The organism is Lacipirellulaceae bacterium (genome assembly GCA_040218535.1).
GTDB lineage: Bacteria > Planctomycetota > Planctomycetia > Pirellulales > Lacipirellulaceae > Adhaeretor.
The window spans coordinates 312,354-325,004 of sequence record JAVJRG010000012.1; the positions used below are offsets into that span (position 1 = coordinate 312,354).

Below are 12,651 nucleotides of genomic sequence, written 5' to 3' on the forward strand. Positions count from 1 at the left end.
GCGGAGACGGAATGGTAGCTCAATGGATAGATTCGCCTACATCTCTATCATACACACATTGCACTCTAAAGCGTAGCTCCAGACGGGCAGCAGCCTCCGCCGAACTAGGCACCAAGCGAGAAGAGCTCGGGGCCTACATGCTGTGTCACCACATTGCCGAAGAGCGTGTGGGCGTTGGCGTCGTAGATAGCGATTGGGAGAATTTCACCGATTTGGCGGCGATTTCCTTCGAAGACGACGATCCGGTCGCACATGGTCCGCCCTGTGAGCTGCAGCACGGGCCCGTCGGTCTCGTCCTTGCGTGCGGCCGCTTTGCTGGGTCCCTCGACCAAGACCTCGACCTGCTGGCCAAGAAACTCTTGGTTGTCTTCCTCGCTGATCATGTTTTGCAGATTGAGCAGAGCGTTGTTGCGCTGTCGTTTGACTTCCTCGGGAATGTCATCAGAGTAACGCTCCGCTCCCTTAGTTCCCGGGCGTTCGCTGTACTTGAAGATGAAGCTATTCTTGAAGCGATACTCCTTCACTGAGTCGTAAGTGGCCTGGAACTCGTCTTCCGTTTCGCCACAGAAACCGACGATGAAATCGCTCGAGACTGCCGCGTCGGGCAGCCACTCTCGCACGCGATTGTGCATTTCGCGATAGTCTTCGGTTGTGTAGCCTCGCTTCATGCGGTCGAGTACGGCGTCGGAGCCGCTCTGGAGCGGAACGTGCAGATACTTCGCGAGCTTCGGCAGATCGCGGACCGCTTCAAGCACATCGTCGGTCATGTCCTTGGGATAGTTGGTAACGAACTTGATTCGCTCGATCCCTTCGATCTCGTGTACCGCGTGCAATAAGTCGCTAAACCGCGTTGTCCGCTCACCGTCTCGATACGTGTAGCTGTTGACAGTTTGCCCTAGGAGTGTGATCTCCTTGCAACCTTCGCTGGCAAGCTGCCGGGCTTCGGCAAGAATCTGCTGTGGCGGGCGGCTTTGCTCGGGTCCGCGTACGCTGGGAACAATGCAATAGGTGCAGAATTTATCGCAACCGATGACAATCCGCACGTAAGCCTGATAGGGCGTGGGGCGCATCGTCGGGTCTCGCAGAGGATCGAAACTCTCGTGACTGCGTTCGATGTCCGCTCGCGGGCCGTCCTTGCGACCCAGGCTGACTTCCATCTTCTGGCCGGCACCGTCGGCAATGTCGGTAATTAGTTGCGGCACCTGATGGAGTTGGCCGGGACCGACGATCAGATCAACGTAGGGGGCCCGCTCGAAGATCAACCGTTGGTCCTTTTGAGCCATGCACCCCAGCACGCCGATAATCTTGTCTGGGTTTTTCTTCTTGGCGTCTTTCAGCCGGCCCAAAGCGCTGTAAATCTTATCCTCAGCGTGCTGGCGAACGCTGCAGGTGTTGAAGAGCACGGTATCAGCCGCCTGGGGGCTGTCAGTCAGCTCGTAACCGTCTTTGCGCAGGCTGGCAACGACGAGCTCGCTGTCGAGCACGTTCATCTGGCAACCGACGGTTTCGATGTAGAGTTTCTTGGGCATTTTATTTTGTGGTTTAGCCACCGAGCTTGCTCGGCGCTAGCTTGGTACTCCTGCCAAGCGCCGAGCAAGCTCAGCGGCTAAACTTTGTTGTTGGCGGCTTTACGCAGCTTCTTGCTCTTGTTGTTCTTGCTGACGTTGCTTTGCTGCTTGCACTTTCTTTTGCTGTTCCACTTGGGCCTTCACCTGCTCGACAAGTTCATTGCGACGGGCTGCCATAAGCTTCACGAGGGTAGAAATGGCAATGTAAATCGCAAACCCAAGCAGTAGTATATCCCAGCGATCCATCGCAGTGCTCCGTATCCAGAATTTCGAGGGACACTATGATACCGCGCAATTGCGGGCCTGAGCGAGGCCGTTTTCGCCCTTTAGGATACGACTACGAAAACTGATCTCCTGGTTTAAGGCGATTTCCCCGTAGAAAGTCGCTAGCAGCCATGGCTCGCTTGCCGGCGGGCTGAACCTCGACGAGTTCGATTTGGCCCTGGTTCGTGGCGACCAGCAGGGAATCTTCGCAGGAAAGAACGGTGCCTGGATCGCCCTTTCCGCTCTCGGGATGAACGACGGTCTTATGGACGATCAACCGTTGGTGCTCTCCCCCCTCGACCTGCCAGTGCGTGTAGGCGCGGGGCCAGGGCTGTAGGGCACGCACTTGGTTATGAATTTCCTGGGCGGACTTGCTCCAATCAATCAGGCCGTGTTCTTTCGTGAGGCGCGGAGCTTTGCACTTTAAGCTGGCGTCCTGCTCAAGCGGCTCCGTGGTGTCCGTTGCCAACTGCGCGATTACTTGGGTAACCAACAGAGCCCCCATCTCGGCAAGCCGTTCCTCCAACTCGCCAGCCGTTTCATGCGGGTCGATCTCGGTTTGATCAGAACCCAGGATCGGCCCCGCATCCAAGCCAGGGGTCATTTGAATGACGGTATTTCCGGTCACCTCGTCCCCGTTGAGAACGGCCCACTGAACCGGCGCGGCTCCGCGGTACTTTGGAAGTAGTGAACCATGCAGGTTGATTCCCCCGAGCGTCGCACATTCGAGCGTGGCCGGTTTGAGGATTTCGCCATAGTCGCAAACGACCAGTAACTGAGCATCATAACCGTTGAGTTGCTCGCGAGCTTCGTCGGAATTAACGGTCTCTGGCTGCCAGAGTGGGATACCGAGTTCCCCAGCAGCCAAAGCCATCGGGGCAATCGGCGCACGGCGGCCTCGCGGAGGACGAGTCACAACGGCGAGGACCTCGTGCTGAGGATCCTCGTGCTGAGTTCGCAGAGTGGGGACGGCGAAGGGGCCGGTGCCTAGGAAGACGAGTCGCATGGTTGGGGATTCGTAAGCTTGGTCGAGTTTGCTTCAGAGCCGAGCAGCGTTAGCTCTCGGGTTGTGCCTGGAGAGAGTTCAACCCGAGAGCTAACGCTGCTCGGCTCATGGGGCATTTATGTTCGCAAGCGTTCTAACTCCGTAATCCGCGCGGCGATCTGCTCGTCGGTTGGAAGCTCGTTGTGATTTCGCTTGCTGTCAAAATCAATTTCGAACTCTTCCAGCTCGTCGCGGACTTCCGCCTTGTGGGTTTCGCTGAGACGATCAATGAAGAGCGTGCCGTCCAAGTGGTCGGTTTCGTGCTGGACGATACGGGAGAACAGGCCATCAACCTCGGCGGTGATTTCTTCACCCTTAAGGTTGTAGGCTTGGATGGTGATCTTCTCTTTGCGAATGACTGGGGCTCGCACGTCGGGGATGCTGAGGCAACCCTCCTCGCCTTCAACGGAACCTTTCCCGTGGGAGAGGACCGGATTGATGAAAACGCACTCTGCTTCTTTCTCTGCCGAGTCCCCCGTGGCGTTGGCAATAAACAGACGGTACGGCAAATCGACCTGATTGGCCGCCAGCCCGACGCCTTCGTGTTCGTACATGAGCTCGAACATTTGGGCGACCATGTTTTTCAGCTCGGCATCCACCCGCTTTAGCGGCTTTGATTTGTGGCGTAGCGTCGGATGAGGATAATGAATGATCTGGAGTTCCACGCAGGGGCCTCGCTCGGCAATTGGAATTCATTGGTATTTTGGATTTATGAGCGAACATTATACGCGACAAGCAGCCCAGCGGTACGGGGCCCACATGCGCTTGGCCACAATCGGGCAACCAAGAGGCCCTTGTAAGAAACGTTTAAAAGCAAGCTCACGATGAATCGAACCACTCCACATAACGAAGGGTTTTGGGCCGGCTGGCTTTCTTCGTCGGCGGTTCATCTGTTAGTACTTTGCCTAGCTGCGCTCACCATTGCTCCGACAGTGATGAAGCGGCATCACCCGAATACCCCAGGACTGGAACTCACCCTTGCCGAAGAAGAGGACGAAGCCAGCAGCCAAAGGGAACCCGAGAGGGAAGTTAATTTCGAAGCTGTCGAGCCAGAAACTTCGGCAGCGGCCTCAGCTAGCCCACCGGCTGTTGTGGAGGAAAGCTTATCGGAAACCCAACCGTCGCCATCAGTGGCGATCGAGAAACCGGTGATCCAAGTGCAAGTCCTTAACGAACGTATCCCTGAAAAACGTAATGAGGACTTTAGCAAGCCCGCCTCGGAGGTAGCGACCGCTTCTCCCGCACTCCGTGCTCTGCGTGCCGAGATTGCCGAGGCCGCTGAAGGCGGCCCGGCCAAATCGTCTCCTGGGCAGCGGTCCTCCGGTTTAGGGCAAGCGGTCGACAAGATTGGTCGCGGGCGAGTAAAACTGTTTGGCGTCGAAGGGGAAGGAACGCGTTTCGCTTACGTGCTTGATCGATCCGACAGCATGACGGGCACGCCGCTGCAAGCCGTGAAGGTACAACTCTCCGCCAGCTTGCGATCATTGAAGCGGGTCCACCAGTTCCACCTGATTTTTTTCAACCATCACCTGCAAGAATGGCGCGGCAATCGCCCTGGCGGACGCCACACCTTCGCCACCGAAGATAACTTGCGAGACGTGATTCGCTTTGCCAATGGCATGACCGCCCACGGAGGGACGTATCGACTGACGGCACTCAATCGCGCACTGGCAGTGCGACCCGATGCTTTGTTCTTTCTGACCGATGCCGACAACCCGATGCCTCGATACGAGGTAGACCGAGCCATCGGTCAAGCCACTCGCCAAGCGACGGCGATCAACACGATTGAGTTTGGAATCGGGCCCGGTGGGAAGCGTGACAATTTCCTGAAACGCTTGGCAAGCGAGACGGATGGGCAATATGTCTACGTAAACGTCTCTCAAATGGGCGACTACGTACGAAATGACCAATGACCAAGCGCAAATGACCAAGAGAAGCCGTTGGTCATTGTGACTTGGTCATTGGACATTGCACCATTACGGCTGCGTCGGATACCAAGGCCCGCGAACATAATGCACGCCGAACTGAGCCGTGTCTTGTGGCCACGCAGGAGTGGATTGGTAAGGACCTGCCGAGCCGGGGCCCATGTAGTTGCGACTGAACTGGTGGTCGATCCGCGAGATACGGGCGCTTCCTACGCCCCAACTCCAGTTGGTCTGCATGTTGGCCGTTGGCGGAACAACGAGCGACACAGGCACGCCGTAGTTGGTGTGGGCATACTGTGCGTGCCAGTTGTAACCTTGGGCACGGTACTGGGGAAGCAAGTAGCGTTTGGGGCCGGACGCTTCGGCTTGGCTGCTGCAGGCGAAGATCGCACTGGCAGCGAGAATTGCAAAGAAGGGTTTCATGGAGAGGTTCCTTGTTTTCGTTCTGCTTTCGGGAACGCCATCCCGGCACGCCGGAATTCCCTACGGAGTCAATGTTTCAACAAAGAAAGCTGATGGTTAATCGCTGACAGCTCAATAACGCGGACTCAACTTCCACCAGAGGTGATCCAAACGCAAGCCGTACGTGCGATAGCGAACCTTCGATCGCGTCCAGCCAGCGCCCTGGTTGTGCGTGTAGTGACTTCGCGTGTGGCGATAGAGATACTCGTGCGGCATTAAAGGCTGATAAGTCGTGTAGGTGTGACCAACATTCGCAGGCACAGGCATCGGCGAGATGTACATGTTGGCCGTGGTGCCGCTGGGCTCAGGACCTTCGTGAAAGTTGTAGAACAGGTCGCCCTTGTTCTGGTAACTGATCGTGCGGTCGTACATGCCCTCAGCGTGAGCCGTGGCGGCGGCTTGCCACCAGGCCGCGGCCACTACGGCCAGCAGGCACATCTTCTTCAGCCTCATCTTGTGGAAGTTCTGGGTCATCGTTTCTTCCCCCTCAAATATTTGAAAACTCACGAGCCGAGCTGCGTCAGCACTCGGGTTAATCGGCTTCTCTAGGATTCCCTTTCGGGTGGTGAGGCTCGCGACGATGAGTTTCTTTTTCCCACTCGTAACAGATGTTTCATCTGTATCGGGTCGTGTGTAAAACCCGGGTGGGAATGCGGCCTTGCGACCAGTACAATTGGAGGAATCGCTACAGTTTAACATTGCAAATTCGCTGTTATGCCAACTGTCTTCATTGTAAAAACCTCAAAGAATCACGCTGCTTTATTTCCAAGCACATGTGTAGTTTGCGGGGAGAGTGAGCCAGATCACAACATGAAGGTTGTCACCAGTTCATTCGGCAGATGGATTAGTCTATTAGCCTATGGCTTACCTTTTTTGAGCTTTCACTCAGTTGACGCTCCTGCACACAAAGATTGCATTTGGAGTCTTCACCGAAGAAGAGCATTCAGCTGGATATTGATAGCTGCCAACATCGCATTCGTGATATTCTGGATTTGGCCGAAGCTCAAAGGGGCTGTTCCGGCCTCAGCTGAGATATGGGTGATGTGTGGCACAGTCTTAGTGCTAATGATTCCCCAGCTTGTATTCGAGTTTCTATATCCTCCCTCCTTCGACATTGAACTAGATGGCGCCTTAATCAGATACGAATTCACGAACGAGAAACTGGCTGAAGATTTCGCGGAAAACAATCAGAACGCCGAATTATTCGACGTAGACACTAGATTCTGACTTTCAACAGTTGCAGAGATCTCTCTCTACGACTGCTAAAACTTCATAGATATTCACTCCTCATGGCCAAGAAGAAACGCAAGAAGAAAGTTGCAGCGAAAAGCAAGACCTCCGCCACGCCTCGCAAGAAAAAGCGAAAGAAGAAGGTCAAACGGACGCCCGCGAGCCAATCGGCGGCAGCGTCGAACGGTGCGCCGAGCCAATCGGCGGCAGCGTCGAACGGTGCGCCGAGCCAGAATTCTAAATCGAGGCGGAAACGTCGCGCCACGGCCCAGTCGATGGCCGCGTCGCAGCGCGACATTTCGGTCAGTGAGTTCTTCGCCAAGAACCGCCACCTCTTAGGTTTCGACAATCCGCGCAAAGCGCTGCTCACCACGATTAAGGAAGCGGTCGATAACTCGCTCGACGCCTGCGAGGAGGCAGGTATTTTGCCGGAGATTTGGGTCCACATCGAACAGACCGGCAACGATCGCTACAAGGTGGGCATCCAAGACAATGGGCCGGGGATTCTCAAGAAGCAGATCCCGCTAATCTTCGGTAAGTTGCTCTATGGCTCGAAATTCCACCGCCTACGGCAAAGTCGGGGGCAGCAGGGCATCGGCATTAGCGCGGCGGGCATGTACGGCGTGCAGACGACCGGTAAGCCGATCAAGATCATTTCGAAGGTTTCAGTGCGCAAGCCGGCTCACTACTACGAGCTGCAGATCGACACGAAGCATAACAAGCCGAAGATTATGAACGGCAAAGGGGACGGCGTTGATATTCCCCCTGGAGATAAAGGAATCAAGTACATCGAGAAGCACGGCATCGAGTGGGTCGAGCAGAAGAGCGGCACTCGCGTCACCATCGAACTGCAAGCCAAATACAACCGCGGCCGCGGCAGTGTCGATGAGTACCTGGAGCAAACAGCCATCGCCAACCCACACGTAACGCTGCACTACACGGACCCCGACGACAACACCCGAGATTATCCGCGTTCAACCGAACAGCTTCCGCCTGAGCCGAAAGAAATTTTGCCGCACCCTTACGGTGTTGAGCTGGGCCGGCTCGCCGCGATGCTACAGGACGCGGAAGGGATGACCGTTTCGCAGTTTCTCACTGGGAACTTCTCTCGCGTTACGCCTGCGGTGGCGAGAAAAGTTTGCGAGAAGGCGGGGATCTCCACGCGGGCAAACTCCAAAAAAATGGCACGCCAAGAAGCCGACGCGCTCTATCACGCGATTCAAGAGACGAAGATTTCCAACCCTTCAACCGATTGCATCTGTCCGATTGGTGAAGAGCTGATCCTCAAGGGATTGCATCAAGTGGTGCCAGGTGAGTTCTACGCCGCGGCAACGCGGCCGCCGGGCGTCTATCGCGGGAATCCGTTTCAGATCGAAGTAGGACTCGCTTACGGTGGAGCGGCACCCGCACAAAACGTCACCAAAGAGCTTCTCCACGAGTTGCTCGACGAGACCGATGCGCGTACCTGCCGTCAGTTCCTGATCAACACGTTCAACGGCATGGGAGCGGAGGCGGCGGATAAAATTCTCAAAGCAGCCAAGCTCGGCACGAGGCAGTCGCCCTCGAAGCTCACTCCCAAGCAGCGGGCCGGACTGCTCGACGCGATGAAGAACGTAAACATCAGCGAGGGCCAGTCGATGAACGTCCTCCGGCTTGCCAACCGCGTCCCGTTACAGTTTCAACATGGTGCTTGTGCAATCACACAAAGCGTGATCGGCAACAACTGGCGGAGCTATGGTCTCAGCCAATCCCGCGGCAGCTTACCCAAAGGCCCGGTTAGCGTAATGGTCCACATCGCTAGCGTCTGGGTGCCGTTCACGAGCGAATCGAAGGAAGCGGTTGCCAGCTACGACGAGATTCAGAAAGAGATTCGTCTCGGTTTGCAGGCGGTGGGCAGAAAACTCGGCATGTATCTCCGCCGCCGCTTGAAGGTTCGGCAACAAACCGATCGCCGCGAAGTCTTCCTACGTTATCTAAAAGAAGTTGCCACCGCCGTCAACGAAATCAACGGCACCAAGCGCGATGAGCTCTACGACCAACTGGTAAAAGTCGCCAAGAAGCGCACCGCTGAAGCAGACATGGTGATGGACGACCGAGGGCGAAAGATCGATCAAGAAATGGATCTCGGCGAAAACGTGCTGATTGTCGACCCCGGAGAGAGTGAACATCACATCAACCGCGTGGCGACCTCGGCTAACGACGAGGAAGAATAACGCATGGCCGAGAAGAATAAGGAAGGTACAGAGAAATCATCGCCGGATACTTTAACGGACGTCATTGATCAACTTGAGGAGAAAGCCGGCGAGGATGGTGAACTTACTGTGCAAGACGCGCTCGATGAGTTTGCAGGGCGTGTTTTCGGACCTCTATTGGTGATTCCCGCGATGGTCGTGGTGACGCCGTTGGGAGCCGTGCCGACAATTCCTACGGCCATGGCCGTGTTTATCGTTCTAATTGCCTCCCAGGCGTTATTTGGGAAGAAGTATCCTTGGCTTCCAAATCTCATCACTGAACGAAGCGTGGAAGAATCACAACTGAAAGAGTCGATGAAGAAGTTTCGCCCGTGGGCAAAATGGATTGATGCAGTACTCAAGCCGCGGCTGAAGTGGCTTGTCGAAGGCCCAATGAAATATGTAATCGCACTGGTTTGCTTGCTAATGGCAGCAGCTATTCCACCTTTGGAGCTTGCCCCCTTTGCCTGCTTTATTCCAGGATCAGCCGTACTGCTGTTGGGGCTTGCAATGATGGCGAAAGACGGCTTAGCAGGAGCCTTAGGGTTGGTGGCGTCGGTTGGTGCCTTGTTTGTTGGCGGACGATGGTTGATCTAGAACTTACTCAGAATCACTTGATTAAGGACGTATACGAAACAAATCATGGCCAAGAAGAAACCAACCAAATCCGCCGGCACCAAGACCCGCGTCAAGCTCACCCCGCGTGACAAAAAAACGATGGCAGCCCTCACCGGGCTGGCCGACGGGGTAGTCCGTGCCGCCACGGCCAAGCGTGACCCTTATGTCGATATCCCCAGCCGAACGCTTTCCAATGTGAAGTATTCGCCGCGGAAGAAGATCATCGAGATGGGCAACAACAAGAACCGACGGCAGTTGTTCGATCTTTCGCAAGCGAAAGCTTATATGCGGACGATGCTGGTCGCAAGCGGCTGTAAGAAGCTCTTGGAGCAAGGCAAGACGACCAGCCTCCGGGGTTTGTTTTACATGCTCAAGCACACCATTGAGGGGGCAAAGGAAAACACATTCGACGATCAGAACGAGTGCGACACGATCATCGAAGATACCGAGGTGCTGCTGAACAGTATCCGCGAGGAATTGCACCTGTACGCGGAAAATCGTGGCGCGATGGTAGGGAATATCACGCTCACGGATCGTGGCGATACGATCGATTGCCGACGGATGGGCTCAGGAGGCTACGCGATCCCCTCGATTGTCGAGCCGGAGATTATCGAGCTTACCAAGAAGAACTGTGATGCGAAATTCATCCTTCATGTCGAAAAAGGAACCGTCTGGCAACGGTTTAATGAAGATCGCTTCTGGGAGAAACACAACTGCATTCTCACGCACGGTTCAGGGCAACCGCCACGGGGCGTGAGGCGAATGCTCAATCGTCTGCACAACGAGTTGAAACTGCCGGTCTATTGCGTGCTCGATAACGACCCCTGGGGATACTACATCTACAGCGTTATCAAACAGGGCTCAATCAACTTGGCATTTGAGTCGCAAAGGATGGCGATCCCCGAGGCGAAGTACCTCGGCCTACGAAGCATCGATTACACGCGTTGCGACCTGTCTGACAGCGTGAAAATCTCGCTCAACGAAACCGACAAGAAACGCGCTAAGCAGATCGCCAAGTATCCCTGGTTCGAGAAAAAGCCGAAGTGGCAACGCGAAATCAAAAAGATGCTCGACAACGATTTTAAGCTGGAAGTCGAATCGTTGATCTCCAAAGACATCAGCTACGTTACGGAGACCTATGTACCAGAGCGATTGGATGCTCGGGATTGGCTGGATTAGGTTTTTGACGCAAAGACGCAGAGGACGCGAAGAATCGCAAAGAAACCAATGACAAGAGAATTGACGAGATGTGGTGATAATCGGATCGTGATTCATCGTTACCAACAAAGCGCGTCACCCCCCAGCTTCGAATCCCAACCTTTCGTCTGCATTCTCATAAGTGCGGATCGAGCACGTGACCAAAGAGAAAACGAAGCTATCTGCGATCTTCTAGTCGCTAACAATTGTCGCTACTTTCTTAGTTGGGGAGTAGATGCCGAAGATTGGCACGACACAATGGATTATGCCTATCTTGGATCTGATCCAAACTATGCTCCTCCAAACAGTCGCCACGTCATGACTAGTTGGCATAACGACGAAACCCTGAGTGACGTCGCCTTCTTCGCAAAGAACTGCACTAACTTCGACCAGCACGAGTTTCACAATTTTTTGGTTCTCATCATCGGCGACGATGAACAGCTTGAACAAGAAGTCGAGGCGGCTCTAGTCTCTGAGTTTGCAACCAAATAGCAGCTAGTTTCTCTGCGATTCTTCGCGTTCTTTGCCTCTTTGCGTCAGAAAATACTTTGTAAAGCTTTGCGATATGATTGCCGCAACATTCAGCACGCTCAACTACACAATTCTCTTCGTCTACCTCGCCGTCATGTTCGCCTGCGGCATTTATCTCGCAGGGCGGCAGAAGAACACGGACGACTATTTTCTTGCTGGGCGGAAAATGCCTTGGCTGGTCGTGGCGATGAGTATGTTTGCCTCGCTGACGAGTGCAACTTCCTACATGGGATATCCCGGGCAGGCATACGGCGGGAACTGCTCGATGCTTATGGTCGGGGTGGCTAGCATCTTGGTAGCGCCGGTGCTGATCTTGGTTTTCTATCCCTTCTACCGTCGGCTGGGCGTGACAACGTCATTTGAGTACGTCGACCATCGCTTTGGTCGGACAGCGCGGCTTTGCGTGACGACGCTATTCCTGCTCGCAAGATTGGGTTGGTTAGGCGTGGTCATTTATTCGCCGGCACTGGCGATTTCAGTCGTCACGGGGATCAACCTTTACTGGGCGATTGTGTTGATGGGTGTTCTCTCAATCGCTTATACCACCCTCGGTGGCTTAGCCGCAGTGCTGTGGACGGACTTGCTGCAGTTCCTCATTTTGGTAGCCGGGGCGATCTGGATTGCAATGACGCTCATCAATGCCGCTCCCGACGGGGCGACTGGAATTCTCCATGAAGCTCAATCCGCAGGCAAACTGTTCGACTGGAGCGTGAATCCTTTCGGCATGAGCGCGACGGTCATCCTGATTGCCTACTTCCTGAATCACATGCAAGACTACGGCGTGGACCAAATCACGGTGCAGCGACTGATGTCGATTCCCACCTACGGCGGTATGGCGAAGGCGGCGATTTTTGATGCGGTATTTAACGTGATGATCCTAGGGCTCTTGTTATTCCTCGGACTTGGCCTCTCCTCGTATTATCTCGCTCAGCCCGACATACTCCCCGAGGGAATATTCGGTGACAAGGTGCTGCCGTATTACATCATCACAGTGCTGCCCGACGGCATTTCTGGTTTGTTAATTACGGCACTCTTTGCGGCGGCAATGTCGAGCGTCGACTCGGGGGCAAACTCGCTAGCCACAGTCATCATCAACGACTTTGACCGCCCACTACGTTCTGAGCCCCGCACCGAAGCGGAAGAAATTCGCCTCGCACGGATTCTCACGATCCTCATCGGCGGCCTCGCCATCGGGGCGGCATGTTACGCTGCCACGATGGAAGAGATCTTGAAGGCGGCGCTCGTACCTTTGAGTCTCTTCACGGGCCCGATTCTAGCGTTGTTCTTATTGGGTATGCTCACCCGCAAGGGGAACTTCTGGGCATGGGTCATCGCCTCTGCCGTGGCGATTCCCGCGACCTACTGGCTGCAAAGTTACGAGAATGAAGCAGGCCAGTCGGTGCATTTCACTTGGTACTTTCCATTTGGATTTCTTATTTGTTTCTCGCTGAGCTTGCTTTTGAGCCTTTTCATGCCGGGCAAGGTTGCACAGAAAGAACTGACCGTATGGCGTGAATAACGTTTCGATTGGCACCACGAATCGAACGAATTACGCGAAGCCCTATTCGATTTATTCGTGG

At 54.8% G+C, this 12,651-nt stretch carries 12 protein-coding genes; 6 read left to right on the forward strand and 6 right to left on the reverse strand.

Annotated elements, in window-relative coordinates; all coding sequences use genetic code 11:
- Positions 1-104 precede the first annotated feature (104 nt).
- The 4 genes from miaB to def form a co-directional block, all read right to left on the reverse strand.
- The gene (gene miaB, locus RIB44_15230; protein ID MEQ8617925.1) at positions 105-1,529 is read right to left on the reverse strand and encodes a tRNA (N6-isopentenyl adenosine(37)-C2)-methylthiotransferase MiaB; all 1,425 of its coding nucleotides are present in this window, start codon (positions 1,527-1,529) and stop codon (positions 105-107) included.
- Between the two features lie 99 nt (positions 1,530-1,628).
- On the reverse strand, positions 1,629-1,814 hold the full coding sequence (locus RIB44_15235; protein ID MEQ8617926.1) for a hypothetical protein: 186 nt from the start codon (positions 1,812-1,814) through the stop codon (positions 1,629-1,631).
- A gap of 91 nt (positions 1,815-1,905) precedes the next feature.
- Positions 1,906-2,838, reverse strand: a complete 933-nt coding sequence (fmt, locus tag RIB44_15240; GenBank protein ID MEQ8617927.1) for a methionyl-tRNA formyltransferase — start codon at positions 2,836-2,838, stop codon at positions 1,906-1,908.
- A gap of 116 nt (positions 2,839-2,954) precedes the next feature.
- Entirely contained in the window at positions 2,955-3,542 is a 588-nt protein-coding gene (def, locus tag RIB44_15245) for a peptide deformylase (GenBank protein ID MEQ8617928.1), read from the reverse strand.
- A 159-nt stretch (positions 3,543-3,701) separates the two neighbouring features.
- On the opposite strand from def, the gene RIB44_15250 reads away from it, so the two are divergent.
- Positions 3,702-4,790: a hypothetical protein gene (locus tag RIB44_15250; GenBank protein MEQ8617929.1), complete on the forward strand. Its 1,089-nt coding sequence runs from the start codon at positions 3,702-3,704 to the stop codon at positions 4,788-4,790.
- A 63-nt stretch (positions 4,791-4,853) separates the two neighbouring features.
- Here RIB44_15250 and RIB44_15255 read toward each other — a convergent pair whose 3' ends face one another.
- Together RIB44_15255 and RIB44_15260 are read right to left on the reverse strand one after the other, a co-directional pair.
- Positions 4,854-5,225, reverse strand: coding sequence for a hypothetical protein (locus RIB44_15255; GenBank protein MEQ8617930.1), 372 nt, complete (start codon positions 5,223-5,225; stop codon positions 4,854-4,856).
- A gap of 111 nt (positions 5,226-5,336) precedes the next feature.
- Positions 5,337-5,738 carry a hypothetical protein gene (locus tag RIB44_15260; GenBank protein ID MEQ8617931.1) on the reverse strand — a complete coding sequence of 134 codons (402 nt, stop codon included), beginning with the start codon at positions 5,736-5,738 and terminating at the stop codon, positions 5,337-5,339.
- Between the two features lie 815 nt (positions 5,739-6,553).
- Here RIB44_15260 and RIB44_15265 point away from each other — a divergent pair.
- From RIB44_15265 to RIB44_15285, 5 genes are all read left to right on the forward strand, one after another.
- Positions 6,554-8,707 carry a DNA topoisomerase VI subunit B gene (locus RIB44_15265; protein ID MEQ8617932.1) on the forward strand — a complete coding sequence of 718 codons (2,154 nt, stop codon included), beginning with the start codon at positions 6,554-6,556 and terminating at the stop codon, positions 8,705-8,707.
- A 3-nt stretch (positions 8,708-8,710) separates the two neighbouring features.
- On the forward strand, positions 8,711-9,322 hold the full coding sequence (locus RIB44_15270) for an exopolysaccharide biosynthesis protein (GenBank protein MEQ8617933.1): 612 nt from the start codon (positions 8,711-8,713) through the stop codon (positions 9,320-9,322).
- 45 nt (positions 9,323-9,367) lie between these two features.
- Entirely contained in the window at positions 9,368-10,522 is a 1,155-nt protein-coding gene (locus RIB44_15275) for a DNA topoisomerase IV subunit A (GenBank protein MEQ8617934.1), read from the forward strand.
- 336 nt (positions 10,523-10,858) lie between these two features.
- A complete protein-coding gene (locus RIB44_15280; protein ID MEQ8617935.1) occupies positions 10,859-11,032 on the forward strand; it encodes a hypothetical protein in 174 nt (57 codons plus the stop codon).
- A 73-nt stretch (positions 11,033-11,105) separates the two neighbouring features.
- Positions 11,106-12,590: a sodium/solute symporter gene (locus tag RIB44_15285; GenBank protein ID MEQ8617936.1), complete on the forward strand. Its 1,485-nt coding sequence runs from the start codon at positions 11,106-11,108 to the stop codon at positions 12,588-12,590.
- Positions 12,591-12,651: the final 61 nt, after the last annotated feature.

Excerpts from the sequence above, each read along its gene's own strand:
- miaB (MEQ8617925.1), bottom strand. The coding sequence starts at position 1,529 with ATGCCCAAGAAACTCTACATCGAAACCGTCGGTTGCCAGATGAACGTG.
- RIB44_15235 (MEQ8617926.1), bottom strand. The coding sequence starts at position 1,814 with ATGGATCGCTGGGATATACTACTGCTTGGGTTTGCGATTTACATTGCC.
- fmt (MEQ8617927.1), bottom strand. The coding sequence starts at position 2,838 with ATGCGACTCGTCTTCCTAGGCACCGGCCCCTTCGCCGTCCCCACTCTG.
- RIB44_15250 (MEQ8617929.1), top strand. The coding sequence starts at position 3,702 with ATGAATCGAACCACTCCACATAACGAAGGGTTTTGGGCCGGCTGGCTT.
- RIB44_15255 (MEQ8617930.1), bottom strand. The coding sequence starts at position 5,225 with ATGAAACCCTTCTTTGCAATTCTCGCTGCCAGTGCGATCTTCGCCTGC.
- RIB44_15260 (MEQ8617931.1), bottom strand. The coding sequence starts at position 5,738 with ATGACCCAGAACTTCCACAAGATGAGGCTGAAGAAGATGTGCCTGCTG.
- RIB44_15265 (MEQ8617932.1), top strand. The coding sequence starts at position 6,554 with ATGGCCAAGAAGAAACGCAAGAAGAAAGTTGCAGCGAAAAGCAAGACC.
- RIB44_15270 (MEQ8617933.1), top strand. The coding sequence starts at position 8,711 with ATGGCCGAGAAGAATAAGGAAGGTACAGAGAAATCATCGCCGGATACT.
- RIB44_15275 (MEQ8617934.1), top strand. The coding sequence starts at position 9,368 with ATGGCCAAGAAGAAACCAACCAAATCCGCCGGCACCAAGACCCGCGTC.
- RIB44_15280 (MEQ8617935.1), top strand. The coding sequence starts at position 10,859 with ATGACTAGTTGGCATAACGACGAAACCCTGAGTGACGTCGCCTTCTTC.
- RIB44_15285 (MEQ8617936.1), top strand. The coding sequence starts at position 11,106 with ATGATTGCCGCAACATTCAGCACGCTCAACTACACAATTCTCTTCGTC.